Here is a 17,044-nt window from a genome sequence, read left to right as displayed (position 1 = left end):
GTTCCGTCTTAGTCGTCTGCGTCCTCTGCACCGGGCGCGTCGGGCGCGTCCGGGTCGAACGACGGGACCCCTTCCTGGGTCTCGGCCTCGATCGCCTCCGCCTCCGGGAGGAAGGGCGCGAGCTCCGGAAGCTCGTCCAGGCCGCGCAGGCCCATCCGCTCCAGGAAGTAGTTCGTCGTCCTGTACAGGATCGCACCTGTTTCGGGTTCCGTGCCCGCCTCCTCGACCAGACCGCGCTGCAGCAGGGTGCGCATCACGCCGTCGCAGTTGACCCCGCGCACGGCGGAGACGCGGCTGCGGCTGACCGGCTGGCGGTAGGCGACCACCGCGAGGGTCTCCAGTGCCGCCTGGGTGAGCCGGGCGGTCTGGCCGTCCAGGACGAGCCGCTCGACGGCCGGGGCGTACTCGGCGCGGGTGTAGAAGCGCCAGCCGCCCGCGACGTGGCGCAGCTCGAAACCGCGGCCCTGCACGGTGTACTCGTCGGCCAGCTCCCGCAGCGCGTCCGCGACCTGCCGTTTCGGCCGCTCCAGCAGCTTCGCCAGATGCTCCTCGGTCGCGGGCTCGTCGACGACCATGAGCATGGCCTCCAGGGCGGGCTTGAGAGCAAGGCCGGCGACGGCCGGCAGTCCGGCGGGCACCTCCGTGGTCTGCTCACTCACGGCTTCTTCTCCTCCTTGGGCTGCTCGGGCGGCCGGTCGAACTCGTCGGTGACCATCGGCGCCGCGTCGGTGTCCCCGCCGGTCCAGCGCACCAGCAGCTCCCCGAGCGCGGCCTCCTGCTCCAGGGCGACGGCCTTCTCGCGGTACAGCTCCAGCAGGGCGAGGAACCGCGCCACGACGGTGAGCGTGTCCTCGGTGTCCTCGATCAGCGCCCGGAAGCTGGCCTCGCCCAGCTCCTTCAGCCGGGCGACCACGATTCCGGCCTGCTCCTGCACGCTGACCAGCGGGGCGTGGATGTGGTCGACGTAGACCTGCGGCTTGGGCTTGGGCTGCATCGCCTTGACCGCGAGCCGGGCGAAGCCCTCGGGGCCGATGCTGATGACGACCTCGGGCAGCAGCTCGGCGTGGTGCGGTTCCAGGCCGACGGTACGGGGCCGGCGGCGGGCCTCGTCGTCCAGGCGCCGGTTGAAGATGTCCGCGATCTGTTTGTACGCGCGGTACTGCAGCAGCCGCGCGAACAGCAGGTCCCGCGCCTCCAGCAGCGCCAGGTCGCCCTCGTCCTCGACCTCGGCGGCGGGCAGCAGCCGGGCGGCTTTCAGATCGAGCAGCGTCGCGGCGACCACCAGGAACTCGGTCGTCTGGTCCAGGTCCCAGTCCGGCCCCATGGCCCGGATGTGCGCCATGAACTCGTCGGTGACCTTCGACAGGGCGACCTCGGTGACGTCCAGCTTGTGCTTGGAGATCAGCTGGAGGAGGAGGTCGAAGGGGCCCTCGAAGTTCGCGAGCCGGACCTTGAAGACACCGTCACGGATTTGTTCGGGCTCGGCGGACGCGAGTTCCTCGGGTACGGCGGCCGCGAGTTCTCCGGGTGCGGCAGGCTCGGGCTCCTCGGCCACGACGGCTCCGGGCGCCTCTTCCGGTTCCGCGCCGTCGTGCCCACCGGACTCGGCCGGAACCACCGCCTCGGCCACAGACGTGCCCGGACCTCGGCCCAGGACACGCCTGCGACCGGCGTTTGTGCCGGGGGCGGGAACGTCGGACGAGGTCATGGCCCCCGCAGGCTACCCCTACCGGCCGCGCAACCGGCGTACGAGGATGCTCGCGTCCCCGCGTGACTCCAGGTCGGCCAGGACCACGGCCACCGCCTCACGGACGATCCGCCCGCGATCCACCGCCAGCCCGTGCTCGCCCCGGAGCACCAGACGGGCGTGTTCGAGGTCCATCAGCTCCTCGGCCGACACGTACACCGTGATCTTCTCGTCGTGCCGCTCGCGCCCGCTGGGCCGGCGGTTCGCCGCCCGCCCCTTCTTGCGCGGCTGCGCGGCGCCAGAACCTTCCTGCTGCGCCTGCCGACGCGCCGGGCGGGTGCGGGACTCGCCGGCCCCGTCCTGCTCGGCCTCCGCGGCGACATGTTCCGCGCCCGCTCCGTCACCGCCCTGGACGGGCACCGACTGCGGTGCGTCCTCGGTGGCGGCCACGTCGTCGCTCTCCCCCGCGGGAGCCGGCACCCGGGCCTCACCGTTGGCGCGCCGGGGCGTGGACGGCTGGAGCGCAGTCCCCCCTGTCGTACGGAAGAGTTCGTCGGCCCCGGGCAGACTCACTCGGCGTGACACCGGGCGAGCACCTCCCTGGCGAGCTGGCGATAGGCGGCGGCACCGACGGAGTTGGAGGCGTACGTGGTGATCGGCTCACCGGCGACCGTGGTCTCCGGGAAGCGGACCGTGCGGCCGATGACCGTGTGGTAGACGTGGTCGTCGAAGGCCTCGACCACCCGGGCCAGGACCTCACGGCTGTGGACCGTGCGCGAGTCGTACATCGTGGCGAGGATGCCGTCCAGTTCGAGCTCGGGGTTGAGCCGCTCCTGGACCTTCTCGATGGTCTCCGTCAGCAGGGCCACACCGCGCAGGGCGAAGAACTCGCACTCCAGCGGCACGATCACCTTGTGAGCGGCCGTCAGGGCGTTGACGGTGAGCAGGCCGAGCGAGGGCTGACAGTCGATCACGATGTAGTCGTAGTCGGACATCAGCGGCTTCAGGGCGCGCTGCAGCGTCGATTCGCGGGCGACCTCGGAGACCAGCTGGACCTCGGCGGCCGACAGGTCGATGTTGGAGGGCAGCAGGTCCATGTTGGGGACCGCCGTCTTCAGCAGGACCTCGTCCGCGGACATGCCCCGCTCCATGAGCAGGTTGTAGACCGTCAGGTCGAGTTCCATCGGGTTGACGCCGAGGCCCACCGACAGCGCGCCCTGCGGGTCGAAGTCCACGAGCAGTACGCGCCGGCCGTACTCCGCGAGCGCGGCACCCAGGTTGATGGTCGACGTCGTCTTGCCGACGCCGCCCTTCTGGTTGCACATCGCGATGATCTTCGCGGGGCCGTGGTCGGTCAGCGGGCCCGGGATCGGGAAGTACGGCAGCGGGCGTCCGGTCGGGCCGATGCGCTCACGGCGCTGGCGGGCCGCGTCGGGCGCGAGCGTGGCCGCGTACTCCGGATCGGGCTCGTACTCGGCGTCGGGGTCGTAGAAGTGCCCCTCGGGCAGTTCGTCGTAGTCGGCGAATTGGTTGTGGGGCGCGCCACTTCCGTCGCCGGCCATGGCGTTCACGTGATGGCCATCCATGCTCTGGTGTGCTGTCCGGGCGGTCTGTGGACCCGGACTCTGGTGGGCTGCGAAGGTGCGCACAGCTACGGAGCCGACAGCCTCGAATCCCGCGGAGCCCTGGCCCCGTGCAGGCATTCCTGGTTGACCACCCCCGGGAGAAAATGTCGACTCATTCACAAGTCGTCTTACCTCCTTGGTGACCAGGAAACTTCTAGACAAGGTCAGCGTGGCACCATGCCGACGGTTGGCGACTCTATGGCGTGTCGGCGGTCCGCAGCAACACAATCCGCCGGACCCGGCAGGATGTGTCGGCAATGAAACATCCCGCTGTCAAGGGCGTACGGCCGTCGCACAGCAGGTTTCACCGGTGTGCGAATCGGTCGAAGGGTTACGTTCGAGGCGAGTTGACCGAGAGTCGCAAAGTGACCATACACACATCCGGCCGGACCTTGTCGGGCAAGGTCCGGCCGGGCGCGCGGTGTTGACGATGTGTGTTGACGAATCGCCTTTTACCTCCTGGTGACTTAGCGACTCACCAGGTCACAGGGTCGGCCGGGCGTCAGCCGAGCAGGGTCTCCAGCTCGACGTGCTCCAGGCCGTGGGCCTCGGCGACCTCCCGGTACACGACCTTGCCCTCGTGGGTGTTCAGACCCTTGGCGAGCGCGGCGTCGCGGCGCAGCGCCTCGACCCAGCCGTTGTTGGCGAGCGAGACGATGTAGGGCAGCGTCGCGTTGGTGAGGGCGTTGGTGGAGGTGTTGGGCACCGCGCCGGGCATGTTGGCGACGCAGTAGAAGACCGAGTTGTGCACCTTGAAGGTCGGCTCGGCGTGCGTCGTCGGGTGGGAGTCCTCGAAGCAGCCGCCCTGGTCGATCGCGATGTCGACAAGGACACTGCCGGGCTTCATGCGGGCCACCAGCTCGTTGGTGACGAGCTTCGGGGCCTTGGCGCCCGGGATGAGGACCGCGCCGATGACGAGGTCGGCGTCGAGGACGGCCTTCTCCAGCTCGAAGGAGTTGGACATGATCGCCTTGACCTTCGTGCCGAAGATCTTGTCGGCCTCGCGCAGCTTGTTGATGTCGCGGTCGAGCAGGGTCACCTCGAAGCCCATGCCGACGGCGACCTGGGTGGCGTTCCAGCCGGAGACACCGCCGCCGATGACCACGCACTTGGCCGGGGTCACGCCCGGCACGCCGCCCGGCAGCACACCGCGGCCGCCGGCCGCGCGCATCAGGTGGTAGGCGCCGACCTGCGGGGCCAGCCGGCCCGCGACCTCGGACATCGGGGCGAGCAGCGGCAGCGCGCGGCTGGGCAGCTCGACGGTCTCGTAGGCGATGGCCGTGGTGCCGGACTCGACGAGCGCGTCCGTGCACTCCTTGGAGGCGGCCAGGTGCAGGTAGGTGAAGAGGATCTGGTCCTTGCGGAGGCGGTGGTACTCCTCCGCGATGGGCTCCTTGACCTTCAGCAGCAGGTCGGCGGCGGCCCAGACCTCGTCGGCGGTGTCCAGGATCCGGGCACCGGCGGCCACATACTCGTCGTCCGTGATCGAGGAGCCGACGCCGGCGGCGCGCTCGATGACGACCTGGTGGCCATTGCGCACCAGCTCGTGCACACCGGCGGGGGTGATGGCCACCCGGAACTCGTTGTTCTTGACCTCGCGGGGGATGCCGACCTTCACGTCGATCACGGTCCTTGGCTCAGAGGGTATGGGGGGTGCATTACATGACATACCCAGGCATGCAGGGCACACCGGGAGACACCGCAGGAGGACGCGGCAGAGCCAGTTTAATGAAGGTGTTCCGGCTGTCTAGCCTTTCATTGCATCAATCTTCGTCGGATGCACTACGGATTTCGCAGGCTTCAGCGTCCTGTTTCGGACTTGTTTCGTCCTCCAGGGTCTCCCCGATCAGCATGCGCTCGGCCGCGCCGCGGTGCAGACAGGCGGCGGCCGAGTCGCCGAGACGCTCCAGCGTGTCGGCCAGCCGGAGCTGCAGCGCCGCCTGCAGCCGGACGTCGTCGGCACGCCGCGCCCACTCCACCGCCTCCTGGCAGGTGCGCAGCGACTCCGCGAGCCGCCCCGCGTACTCCTGCACCCGGGCCAGCTCGCTCAACGCCCGCGCGTGCGCGGCGACATCGCCGCCCTTGCGATACCCGGCGACGGCGGCCCGCCAGTTCCTGAGGCCCTCGCCGTAGCGGCCCGCGTAGGTGTGCGCGGTGGCGATCCGGCCGTACAGCCGGGCGGCCTGCTCGCGCTCGCCCCGGGCCAGCCGCTCGGCCAGCGCCCGGCCGAACCAGTCGGCGGCCCGGTCGTAATCCCCCAGCTCCTGGTAGGCGCCACCTACGGATTCCATTGCGCGGCCGGTTGCATACGGGTCATTTGCTCTGCGCCCGGCATCCAATGCCAACCGATATCGTGCCAGCGCGTCCTTCGTACGGCCGGTCTGGGCGTCCACGTCGCCCAGGTTCAGCAGGGCCGCGGCCTCCTCCCGGGGCAGGCCGCGCCGCTTGGCGACATCGAGGACCAGGCTGTGTACGTCGTACAGATCGGGCGCCGCCGCGTGGGTGCCCTCATGCGCCACCATGGCCCTGACCAGCTGGGACATCAGCCGGCGGGCGAGGTTGTCCAGCTCGCCGTCGGCCACCGCGAGCCGCGCGGACGCCAGCAGGGCGGGCCGCCGGATGCGCAGCCAGTCGGCGGCCGCCCTGGGGTGCGGGAAGCGCACTTCGCGGGGCATCGCGTTCAGCTTCTCGCGGGCCTGCGGGCTGTCCGTCTCGGTGATCGCCCGGCAGGACTGCAGCAGCCGTACGGTCCGCTCCAGCATCCGGGCCCGGGCCAGCTGCAGCTCCGCGGGCCGCTCCTGGCTGTGCGCAGCGGCGCGCAGCAGCGGGTGCAGACAGCCGGGGACGTCGTACTGGGGCAGCGGGGAGTCCACCGCGCGCAGCAGGCCGAGAGCCACGAAGTCGTCCAGGGTGGTGCGGGCGAAGCTGACCGAGCAGCCGGCGAGGGCCGAGGCGGTGTGCGGGTCGATCAGGCCGGCCGGGGCGAGGGAGAGCAGCCGCAGGATGCGGGCGGCCTGGCCGGGCAGCTCCTCCTGGACCTGCCGGAAGACGTGGGCCGGCGGGGTGGTGTCGCTGCCGTCGTCGGGGACCATGCGCAGCCGCTTGGCGAGGTCGGAGACGGCGGCCTTGGGACGCGCGGCGAGCCAGCCGCCGGCCAGCACGAGCGAGGCCGGATGCCCGTGGCAGGCTTCCACCAGGCTCTCGGCGGAGCGCGGGTCGACCGTGATGCGGACCGCGCCGGTGTAGCGGGTGAGCAGTTCCACCGCGGACTTGGTGTCCAGGCCGCCCAGGGTGCAGGGGCGGACGTCCGCGATACCGGTCAGCGGGCCCGAGGAGACGGCCACCACCAGGCACTCCGGGGCGTCCGGGAGCAGCGCGTCGACCTGCTCGGCGCCGGCCGCGTCGTCCAGCAGCAGCAGTGTGCGCCGGTCGGCGAGGGCGGCGCGCAGCACCCCGGTCAGCTCGTCCTCGGCGGCGCCGGCCGGGGCCGACCGCTCCAGCGCGGCGAGCAGCTGACGGGCGACGTGCCCGACCGGGACGGGGGTGCCGTCGGGCTCGCTGAGCCGGGCCCGCAGCACCCCGTCGGGGTAGCGGTCCGCCACCTGGCGTACGAGTTCCTCGGCGAGGGCGGTGCGGCCGGAGCCGGGGCGGCCCGCGATCAGGAGCACGCGCGCGCGAGGGGCTTTGCGGCCGGAGAGGGTGTCCAGTCCCGCGCGCTCGATGTCGGCGCGCAGCTCCTTCAACTCCCTTGTACGGCCCAGGAAATGGTCTTCCGCGCTCTCGCGCGCCGACAGCCGCACGCCGCCTGTGTCCACCACCTGATCCGTCACGGGCCACGCTCCCGTCCCACCGCACACGCAAGCCCGCCGGATCTTCCGCAACGGGCGTACACGAGCCTAGTTCACGCTCTGCGACGTGCTGTGAGGAGCGCGGCGGACGGATCCCCTGATCGGATCAGGCGATCGTCACACCAGTCAGCCGAACGGGTGCGGCTCAGGCCGTGAACGGGCGGGCCGGCCAGGGGGCGTCGGCCGGGCGGAGCGCGTCGAGGCCGTCGCCGCTGCGGGCGGCCACCAGGGACAGGACGCCGACGACCAGGCAGTTGTTGTGCACATCGCCGGCCAGGACGCCGCGCACCAGTTCCTCGACCGGCACGCGCGCGTACTGCATGTCGGTCTCCTCGTGCTCCGCCTCGAAGCGCTCGCCCTGGGCCTCGGACAGGCCACGGGCGAGGAAGACCCGTACGGCCTCGTCGCAGCCGCCGGGCGTGGTGTAGACGTCGGTCAGCACCCGCCAGTCCTCGGCCTTGACGTGCGCCTCCTCGTACAGCTCGCGCTGGGCGGCGTGCAGCGGGTTCTCACCGGGGATGTCGAGCAGGCCGGCCGGGATCTCCCACAGCTTGTGCCGCACCGGGTGGCGGTACTGCTTGATGAGCAGCACCCGGTCCTCCTCGTCCAGGGCGAGGACGGCGACCGAGCCGGGGTGGACCTGGTAGTCGCGGCGGACCACCGAGCCGTCGGGCATGACCACCTCGTCCGTGCGGACGGAGGTCTTGTTGCCCACGAAGGGGGTCTCCGTCGCCCGGATCTCCCATGCCTCGGGGGTGTCCTTGATCGTCATGCCCTGTCCCTCCACACGTGCACCGGCGGCCGGGGCGCGGTCTTTCTGCGTCCGCGCGCCCCGGCCACCGTACAACTCCTGTGCTACTTCGCGATCTTCCGCTCGACGGCGGCCTTCACCAGGCCGGCGAAGAGCGGGTGCGGACGCGTCGGCCGCGAGCGCAGCTCGGGGTGCGCCTGGGTGGCGACCAGGTAAGGGTGCACCTCGCGCGGATACTCGACGTACTCCACGAGCTTGCCGTCGGGCGACGTGCCGGAGAACAGGATGCCCGCCTTCTTCTCCAGCTCCGCGCGGTAGGCGTTGTTGACCTCGTAGCGGTGGCGGTGGCGCTCCTCGACGTACTCCTTGCCGTCGTACACCTCGCGCACGATCGAGCCCTCGGCCAGCTTGGCCGGGTACATGCCGAGCCGCATGGTGCCGCCCATGTCGCCCTCACCGGCGACGATGTCCATCTGCTCGGCCATGGTGGAGATCACCGGGTGACCGGTGGCCGGGTCGAACTCGGTGGAGTTGGCGTCCGGGATGTCGGCCAGGCTCCGCGCGGCCTCGATCACGATGCACTGCAGGCCCAGGCAGAGGCCGAGCAGCGGGATCTTGTTCTCGCGGGCGAAGCGGATGGCGCCGACCTTGCCGAGCACACCGCGGTCGCCGAAGCCGCCGGGGATGCAGATGCCGTCGACGTCGCCGAGCGCCGCCTTGGCGCCGGCCGGGGTCTTGCAGTCGTCCGAGGTGACCCACTTGATCTTGACGCGGGCCTTGTTGGCGAAGCCGCCGGCGCGCAGCGCCTCGGTGACCGAGAGGTAGGCGTCGGGCAGGTCGATGTACTTGCCGACCAGGGCGAGGGTGATCTCGTGGTCGGGGTTGTGGACGCGGTCCAGCAGGTCGTCCCAGGTCGTCCAGTCGACGTCCCGGAACGGCAGGTCGAGCTTGCGCACGACGTAGGCGTCCAGGCCCTCGGTGTGCACGACCTTCGGGATGTCGTAGATCGAGCGGGCGTCGGGGCAGGCGACCACGGCGGCCTCGTCGACGTCGCACATCAGCGAGATCTTGCGCTTGATCGCGGTCGGCACCTCGCGGTCGCAGCGCAGCACGATCGCGTCGGGCTGGATACCGATGTTGCGCAGCGCGGCGACGGAGTGCTGGGTCGGCTTGGTCTTCAGCTCGCCGGACGGGCCGATGTACGGCAGCAGCGAGATGTGCACGACGAAGACGTTGTCCCGGCCGACCTCGTGGCGGACCTGGCGGACGGTCTCCAGGAACGGCAGTGACTCGATGTCGCCGACCGTGCCGCCGACCTCGGTGATGACGACGTCCACCTCGTCGGTGGCCATACGGCGGATGCGGTGCTTGATCTCGTTGGTGATGTGCGGGATGACCTGCACCGTGTCACCGAGGTACTCGCCGCGCCGCTCCTTGGCGATCACGGTCGAGTAGACCTGGCCCGTAGTGACATTGGCGCTGCCGTCCAAGTCGCGGTCGAGGAAGCGCTCGTAGTGTCCGATGTCCAGGTCGGTCTCGGCGCCGTCGTTGGTGACGAAGACCTCACCGTGCTGGAAGGGGTTCATCGTGCCCGGATCGACGTTGAGGTACGGATCCAGCTTCTGCATCACGACGCGCAGACCGCGGGCCTTGAGCAGCATGCCCAGGCTGGAGGCGGTCAGGCCCTTGCCGAGCGAGGAGGCGACGCCCCCGGTGACGAAGATGTGCTTGGTCGTCGTGGCTGTGCTCGATCGAAAAGCACTGGGCGGCATGGCCAAGAGGGGGCTCCCGTGGTCGCTGTCTGTGATGCGGTGCGGCTGCCTGCCCGGCGATTTCCGGGGGTGCCGTCGCTGCGGTTCGGGGGTTTCAGGCCCACCGGTCCACGGGCTACCAGGGTATCAGCGCCTGGACGAGATGGCTTCCGGCCACGCTCCGCGCATGTCCGGGCACAAAATGTCTCACCGTCCGTGTCAGCACAGGCACGCCCAGGTCACACGGTTATTACCCGCTGCTCACCCGTTCGGCCCACACGGGTTGCCCCGAGGGGCACGCAGATCATCTACGTGCGTCGTATCCTGCTCGGACACTCGCTGCCGTGCCCGGCCGGACCGAGGGCACACCCCCGCCTGCATCACCCGGAAACAACGAGCGCGCGGCAGTTCGTTGAGCAAAGACTGTCGTGTTGCCTCAGGGCTCGGCGGGCTGCTTTGCTTCACCGCTCAACGACGCATAACAACGACCCCTTGACCGCACTAGCGACCGCCCCCTGCGCGGGGGTGACGTGGCCGTTCGACTGGAGTTGCACGTGGCCGGGCGCATCGAAGACTACGCACTCATCGGAGACATGCAGACCGCCGCACTGGTCTGCCGGGACGGCACAGTGGACTGGCTGTGCCTGCCCCGCTTCGACTCGCATGCCATCTTCGCCGGCCTGCTGGGCACCGAGGAACACGGCTTCTGGCGGCTCGGCCCGGCGCACGCCGCCGACTCGGCTCCGCCGACGGCCACCCGGCGCAGCTACCGCGGTGACTCGCTGATCCTGGAGTCGGAGTGGGACACCCCACGCGGCACGGTCCGGGTGACGGACTTCATGCCCCCGCGTGAGGGCGCTCCGCAGCTGATCCGGATCGTGGAGGGCGTCACCGGCCGGGTGCCGATGCGCTCGGCCCTGCGGATGCGGTTCTCCTACGGCCGGGTGGTGCCCTGGGTGCACAAGCACGAGGGGCGGACCGTGGCCGTCGCCGGTCCCGACTCGGTGTGGTTCGACACCGAGGCGGAGACCTACGGAAAGTCGCTGACGACGTACGCCGACTTCACGGTCGCCCCGGGGGACCGGATCGCGTTCACGATCTCGTGGCAGGCCTCGCACAAGGAGCCGCCGCCGCTGCCGGAGCCGGAGGCCTCGCTGGAGGCGACGGAGGACTTCTGGCGCGAGTGGGTCGAGCACTGCACGTACCACGGGCCGTACCGCGAGGCGGTGGTCCGCTCGCTGATCACCCTCAAGGCGCTGACGTACGCCCCCACCGGCGGCATCGTCGCCGCCCCGACCACCTCCCTGCCCGAGGACATCGGCGGCGTCCGCAACTGGGACTACCGCTACACCTGGCTGCGCGACGCCGCGATCACCCTGTCCTCCCTCCTGCGCACCGGCTACCGCGAGGAGGCCCGCGCCTGGCGCGAGTGGCTGCTGCGCGCGGTCGCCGGCGACCCGGAGAACCTGCAGATCATGTACGGCATCGCCGGCGAGCGCGAGCTGGGCGAGGCCGAGCTGGACTGGCTGCCCGGCTACGAGCAGTCCGCCCCGGTCCGGGTCGGCAACGGCGCCGCCCACCAGCTCCAGCTGGACGTGTACGGCGAGGTCACCGAGGCCCTGCACCTGGCGCACATGACGGGCCTGGCCCGCAACGACTACGCCTCCCTGCTCCAGCTCAAGCTGATCCGCTACCTGGAGGACCACTGGCAGGAGCCGGACGAGGGCATCTGGGAGGTGCGCGGACCGCGCCGGCACTTCGTCCACTCCAAGGTGATGGCCTGGGTGGCGGTGGACCGCACCATCAAGCTGATCGAGTCCGGGGACGCGGACGGCCCGCTGGAGCGCTGGAAGGAACTGCGCGACGACATCCACCGGGACGTCTGCGAGAAGGGCTACGACAAGGAGCGCAACACCTTCACCCAGTCCTACGGCTCCCGGGAGCTGGACGCCTCGCTGCTGCTGATCCCGCAGATGGGCTTCCTGCCACCCGACGACAAGCGCGTCATCGGCACGATCGAGGCGATCCAGCGTGAGCTGTCCACCCCGGACGGGTTCATCCTGCGCTACCCGACGGAGGGCGCCCACGAGGGCGTCGACGGCCTGCCGGGCGACGAGGGCGCCTTCCTGGCCTGCTCGTTCTGGATGGCGGACGACCTGGCGATGATCGGCCGGGTGGACGAGGCCCGCAAGCTGTTCGAGAAGCTCCTCGCCCTGCGCAACGACCTCGGTCTGCTCGCCGAGGAGTGGGACCCGCGCCTGCAGCGCCAGGTCGGCAACTTCCCACAGGCGTTCAGCCATGTGCCACTGATCGACACGGCACTGCGACTGACCGCCTCCGGCGCCTACGGCGGCTAGCTTACGGCGGCTGGAAGGGTGTCGGTCGTCTGCGGGTCCGTCGTGGCTGGTCGCGCAGTTCCCCGAGCCCCGTCGGGGCGCTCCGGCCTAGGCTGGTAGCGCACAAGACCCCCTTCACCGGAAAGGGGGCGGCGATGGCTTCCCCCTCCAAGGCGCGCACGGCCCTCGCCGGGTTGCGCGAAGACCTGGCGGGCGAGGTGTTCGCCCCGCAGGACCCCGGCTACGACGAGGCCCGGGCGGTCTTCAACGCGATGATCGACCGGCGCCCGGCCGTGATCGCCCAGTGCGCGCACGCGACCGATGTCGTACGGGCCGTGCGCTTCGCCCGCGATCTGGATCTGCCGATCGCGGTGCGCGGCGGCGGCCACAGCGTGGCCGGGTCGGCGCTCGGCGACGGCGCGCTCGTGGTGGACCTGCGCCGGATGCACGAGGTGACCGTCGACCCGGCGGCCGAGGCGGTCCGCATCGAGGGCGGCGCCACGATGAGGGACCTGGACCGGGCCGCCCAGCCGTACGGCCTCGCGACCACCGGCGGCCGTGCCTCCACCACCGGGGTCGGCGGCTTCGTCCTCGGCGGCGGCACCGGCTGGCTGGACCGCGCCTTCGGCCTCGCCGTGGACAACCTCCTCGGCGTGGAGCTGGTGACCGCCGACGCCGAGCGGGTGCACGCCAACGCGGACGAGAACCCCGAGCTGTTCTGGGCGCTGCACGGCGCAGGCGGCAACTTCGGCATCGCCACCGCGCTCACCCTGGAACTGCACGAGCTGCCGGTGTTCTCCGTCGCGCTGCTGATGTACCGGCCGCGGCTCGGCCCCGAGGCGATCCGTACCTTCCGCGATGTCGTCCTCGGCGGGCCCGACGAGGCCGGCGGCGCCGTGCTGTACGTGACGGGGCCACCGGAGGCGTTCGTACCGCCGGAGCTGGTCGGCAGGCTGCTGTGCGGGCTGCTGCTCACCTACGCGGGCGACGAGGAGGGCATGCGCAAGCTCGCCGAGCCGCTGCTGGCCCTGCCGCACGAGGTGGAGGTGGCCGGTGCGATGCCGTACGCCGATGTGCAGTGCATGCTCGACTTTCCGGCCGGACTGCGGAACTACTGGTCGGCGGAGTACCTGACCGGTCTGCCGGACGAGCTGGTGGACGTCTTCTGCGCCCGCGCGGACAGCATGCCGGTGCCGACCGGCAGCCAGCAGATCCTGTTCCCGCAGGGCGGGGCGGTCGCCGCCGGTCCGCACGCGTACCCGGTGCCGTACCGGGACGCGCCCTGGGCGGCGCACCCGTTCGGCATCTGGGCGGACCCGGCCGAGGACGAGGGGGCGATCGCCTGGGTGCGGGGCGTGTGCGCCGACGTACGGCCCTGGAGCACCGGCGACGTCTATCTGAACTTCATCGGCGACGAGGGCCCGGAGCGGGTGCGGGCGGGGCTCGGCGAGGGCAACACACTGCGCCTGGAGAAGGTGAAGCGGCGCTACGACCCGGACAACGTCTTCCGCTTCAACCACAACATCAAGCCCATCTGACAGGGAGCTGTCCCGAGGGCGTTTACGCAGGTAGCGTCCGCTGCATGGACAGCCGTACGGACCACCGATTCGACACCCAGGGCGCCGGGATCACCGTGCAGCGGGCGCTGGAACTGCCCGGACTGCGCAGCGGGCTGCCGGAGATCGTGGCGGGGGCCGACCGGCTGGGGCGCACGGTGCGCTGGGTGCACGCGGGCGAGGTGCCGAACATCGCCTCGCTGCTCAAGGGCGGCGAACTGCTGCTCACCACCGGCTACGGCCTCGGCACCCGCCCGGCCGAGCAGCGGGCGTTCGTGCGCACCCTCGCCGAGCGCGGGATCGCCGCCCTGGTGGTGGAGCTGGGCCCGCGTTTCGCGCGGCTGCCCGCCGCCCTGGTGGACACCGCCCGCGCCGCCGGGCTGCCGCTGGTCCAGCTGCACCGCGAGGTGCCGTTCGTGACGGTGACCGAGGAGATCCACACCGAGATCGTCAACGGCCACTACGCCCTGCTGCAGCGGGCCGAGGAGGTGCACCGGCGCTGTACCGAGGCGCTGCTGGGCGGCGGCGGGGTGCCGCAGGTCCTGGGCATCCTGGCGGACTTCAGCGGCAACCCGGTGTTCCTGGAGACCGCCGACGGCCGGCTGCTGTACGCCGCCGGAGAGGGCCCGGAGGGCGCGGATCCGCTCCAGGTGTGGGAGGGGCTGCGCGGCCCGCACAAGGACGCGCCGCCGCCCGCCGGTTCGGTGCTGGTGGACGTGCCCGGCGGTGGCCCGGGTACGGCGGGCTCGGTGCGCGCCCGGCTCGTCCTGCTGCCGGTGCGCTCGCCGCTGGCCCCCGTGCACCGGATCGCCGCCGAGCGGGCCGCGGGCATCCTCGCCGTGGTGCTGATGCAGGCCCGCCAGGAGGAGGAGCTGGCCGCCCGCGGGCGCGGTGACTTCCTCACCGATCTCGCCGAGGGCCGGATCGCCGCGGAGGACGCCCCGGCGCAGGCCCGGGTCCTCGGGTTCAAGCCCGGTGACAGCCCGCTGCTGCCGGTGGTGATGCGGATCGGTGACTCCCTGTCCCCCGGCGGGGGTTGGGCGGTGCTGGCGCGCGCGGTGTCCGAGGAGCTGGCCGCGGTGGGGGTGCCGGTGCTGCTGGGGGTGCGGCCGGTGGAGGGCCGGGTGCTGGTGCTGCTCGGGCTGCGCTCGGAGTCGGAGCGCTCAGCGGTCGCGGACCGGGTGGCGACGGCGCTGCGGGCGGGCGTGGAGCGGGCCGGGATGCGCCGGCCGGGCTCGCCGCCGCCGGTCGTGGTCGTCGGCGTGGCGGGCGGCTGGGCGGCCGCGTCGGCGGGGCTCAGGCACGCGGCGGAGACGGCGACGGCCGCGCAGGGCCTGACCGACCGGCCCTGGTACGACGCCCGCCGCCTGGACATCGACCTGCTCCTGTGGCGGCTGCGCGACCACCCGGATCTCGCCGCGTTCGTGGACCGTGCGATCGGCCCGCTGCGCGACCACGACCACCGCTCCAAGCCACCGCTGCTGCCGACCCTGCAGACCTATCTGGCGCACGCGGGCCGCAAGGCGGAGACGGCCCGCGAACTGCACCTGAACCGGCAGACCCTCTACAACCGGCTCGCCCGCATCGGGGAGTTGCTGGGCACCGACCTCGACGACCCGCAGACGGTCCTGGCGTTGAGCCTGGCGCTGCGGGCCCGCCGGCACGTGCCCTGACGGACTGGAGGCCGACCACCCTGCGGCGGGCGCGCGCCTTGCACTCCGCGTCGGCCGGGTTCGCCTTCGCCAGGTCCTGACTCTGTCGGGGATCTTGGCGGTCTGCTCAGTCTCTGGCGGACCGCCAAGACCTCGGCCGGGGGATCCCGTGCTGGTCCAGGTAGTTCTGGAAGGCGGTCGGCGGCCGTGACGGGGGTGTTTCTCCGGTCGGCGGCCGTCGGCTGAGGCGCTCGATGTTTGCGGCGATGGCTGTGAACACGTGCTGTAAGTGGGCTTTGTGCTGTCCCCGGTAGCGGCAGCGGCGCATGCCGTGTCCGTGGGCGAGTTCGTTGATGGTGCCTTCCACTCCGGAGCGGACCGCGTAGCGGGCCTGCCATTCGGGTGTCTGCTGCTCGGCGCGGACGCGGAGTTGCAGGTCACGGAGTTCTCGCGGGGGAAAGCCCACGCTCCGGGCGTTGTCGGTGGTGGTCGTGCAGCGGGTGCGGACCGGGCAGGGACGGCACTGGCTCTTGGTGAACCGTGCCACGATCAGAGGTGCCGCGGTGGGTGAGGAGGTCGGGTAGGGGCCGTGCCATCCCGCGCTGGTCTCGCCCTGCGGGCAGGTGACCTGGCGGCGGTCGAAGTCGATGTGGAAGTCGTCGCGGCCGAAGCCGTTGTTCCTGCGGTTCTGGCGGGTGGTGTTGACCGGCAGTGGTCCGGTGACCCTGACCTGGTGTTCGCGGGCTGCCTGTTCCAGATGGACCAGGGAGGTGTAGCCGCCGTCGACCAGATGCTCGGCGGGCAGCAGCCCGCGATGCTTGAGCCGGGTGTGGATGCCGGGCAGAGCCTTCGCGTCGTACCCGGTGGCGTCGGTGGTGGCCACATCTGTGATCACGTTGACGCCGTCGGGATCACAGGTTTCGGTGAGGTGTGCGACGAACCCCTTCCAGCGGGTGATGTGTCCGCGGCGCGCGTAGCGGGCCGTCGGGTCGTAGGGCGAGACGACTGCGACGGCAGAGGGCGGCAGCCCGCCGTCCTCGGCGGTGCGCCAGCGCAGGCGGCCGGCCCCGTCGCGGTAGTAGTTCTGCACCATGATCTGCCGCAGGGCTTGGACGCGGGGACCGGACAGGCGTTCCGGCCCGTGCTGCCCGAGGTGCTCGATCAGCCGGACGGCGTCGCCTCCGGTGGCGAGGATTCTGGTCTTGGGGCGGGTGGGGTTCTTGCCCAGACGGACCGGGCGGCCGTAGCGGCGCCCCCACTCCTCGTCGACCAGGCCGGCCAGCAGGTGCGAAGCTGTGCCGGCCAGTTCTTCCAGCGCGGCGCGGACGGCCTCGGTGACCAGTTCCAGCCGGGTCAGGTCGCGGACCGCGGCCAGGACGTGGGTGGAGTCCGTGCGCTGGGTGGTGCGCTCGCGGACGAGACCGGCCTCCTTCAGGCGCGCGAGCGCGAGGTCGAGGAGACGGTCGGCTCGGCCGTCCTCGGTGAGACGGTCGCGGAAGTCGGCCAGCACGCTGTGGTGGAAGCCGGGATCGTCCAGGTCCATGGCCAGCGCGTACTTGAAATCGATGCGGCAGCGAACCGCTTCGGCCGCCTGCCGGTCCGACAGACCGAGGAGGAACTGGAGCACGCAGACGGTGGCCAGCTGGGCGGGCGAGAGGCTGGGGCGGCCGTCACGCGGGTACCAGTCGGCGAAGTCCTCGTCACCCCACAGCCCGCCCAGGTGGTCTCTCACCCACATCGCCGTTGTACCGCCCGGATTGCTCGCCCGCGCCATCTGCGCGGTCAGAGACGGGACTTGCTCACCAGAACGGGCATGGAGCGACAACGAGCACCTCGAC

General features: G+C 71.4%; 12 protein-coding genes. 3 read left to right on the top strand and 9 right to left on the bottom strand.

What is annotated here, in order from left to right; genetic code table 11:
• Positions 1-8: 8 nt before the first annotated feature.
• The 8 genes from scpB to AB5L52_RS33800 all read right to left on the bottom strand — a co-directional run bounded on the left by scpB (position 9) and on the right by AB5L52_RS33800 (position 9,683).
• Entirely contained in the window at positions 9-659 is a 651-nt protein-coding gene (scpB, locus tag AB5L52_RS33835; protein WP_351022308.1) for an SMC-Scp complex subunit ScpB, read from the bottom strand.
• Positions 656-1,708 carry a ScpA family protein gene (locus AB5L52_RS33830; RefSeq protein WP_369367513.1) on the bottom strand — a complete coding sequence of 351 codons (1,053 nt, stop codon included), beginning with the start codon at positions 1,706-1,708 and terminating at the stop codon, positions 656-658. The genes scpB and AB5L52_RS33830 overlap by 4 nt, the downstream gene beginning before the upstream one ends.
• 18 nt (positions 1,709-1,726) lie before the next feature.
• On the bottom strand, positions 1,727-2,272 hold the full coding sequence (locus AB5L52_RS33825) for a hypothetical protein (RefSeq protein WP_351022314.1): 546 nt from the start codon (positions 2,270-2,272) through the stop codon (positions 1,727-1,729).
• Complete coding sequence (locus AB5L52_RS33820) at positions 2,257-3,390, bottom strand: ParA family protein (protein ID WP_351022317.1); 1,134 nt, start codon at positions 3,388-3,390, stop codon at positions 2,257-2,259. Before AB5L52_RS33820 ends, AB5L52_RS33825 begins: the two co-directional genes overlap by 16 nt.
• 424 nt (positions 3,391-3,814) lie before the next feature.
• Positions 3,815-4,930, bottom strand: coding sequence for an alanine dehydrogenase (gene ald, locus AB5L52_RS33815; protein WP_351022364.1), 1,116 nt, complete (start codon positions 4,928-4,930; stop codon positions 3,815-3,817).
• A gap of 145 nt (positions 4,931-5,075) precedes the next feature.
• Positions 5,076-7,142 (bottom strand): tetratricopeptide repeat protein, encoded by a 2,067-nt coding sequence (locus tag AB5L52_RS33810; protein WP_369367512.1) that lies wholly within the window; start codon positions 7,140-7,142, stop codon positions 5,076-5,078.
• A gap of 163 nt (positions 7,143-7,305) precedes the next feature.
• Positions 7,306-7,932 carry an NUDIX hydrolase gene (locus tag AB5L52_RS33805; RefSeq protein ID WP_351022323.1) on the bottom strand — a complete coding sequence of 209 codons (627 nt, stop codon included), beginning with the start codon at positions 7,930-7,932 and terminating at the stop codon, positions 7,306-7,308.
• A gap of 83 nt (positions 7,933-8,015) precedes the next feature.
• On the bottom strand, positions 8,016-9,683 hold the full coding sequence (locus AB5L52_RS33800; protein ID WP_351022326.1) for a CTP synthase: 1,668 nt from the start codon (positions 9,681-9,683) through the stop codon (positions 8,016-8,018).
• A 533-nt stretch (positions 9,684-10,216) separates the two neighbouring features.
• Here AB5L52_RS33800 and AB5L52_RS33795 point away from each other — a divergent pair.
• The 3 genes from AB5L52_RS33795 to AB5L52_RS33785 all read left to right on the top strand — a co-directional run bounded on the left by AB5L52_RS33795 (position 10,217) and on the right by AB5L52_RS33785 (position 15,227).
• Positions 10,217-12,019 (top strand): glycoside hydrolase family 15 protein, encoded by a 1,803-nt coding sequence (locus AB5L52_RS33795; protein ID WP_351022366.1) that lies wholly within the window; start codon positions 10,217-10,219, stop codon positions 12,017-12,019.
• Between the two features lie 134 nt (positions 12,020-12,153).
• Positions 12,154-13,536 carry an FAD-binding protein gene (locus tag AB5L52_RS33790; RefSeq protein WP_369367511.1) on the top strand — a complete coding sequence of 461 codons (1,383 nt, stop codon included), beginning with the start codon at positions 12,154-12,156 and terminating at the stop codon, positions 13,534-13,536.
• Between the two features lie 44 nt (positions 13,537-13,580).
• Entirely contained in the window at positions 13,581-15,227 is a 1,647-nt protein-coding gene (locus AB5L52_RS33785; protein WP_351022332.1) for a PucR family transcriptional regulator, read from the top strand.
• Between the two features lie 106 nt (positions 15,228-15,333).
• On the opposite strand, the gene AB5L52_RS33780 is transcribed toward AB5L52_RS33785, so the two are convergent.
• Positions 15,334-16,944 (bottom strand): IS1182 family transposase, encoded by a 1,611-nt coding sequence (locus AB5L52_RS33780; protein WP_369367510.1) that lies wholly within the window; start codon positions 16,942-16,944, stop codon positions 15,334-15,336.
• Positions 16,945-17,044 lie beyond the last annotated feature (100 nt).

Source organism: Streptomyces sp. CG4 (assembly GCF_041080655.1).
Classification (GTDB): Bacteria; Actinomycetota; Actinomycetes; order Streptomycetales; family Streptomycetaceae; genus Streptomyces.
The sequence above is the reverse complement of the archived record's forward strand: the minus strand, read 5'-3'. Positions and strand labels throughout refer to the sequence as shown.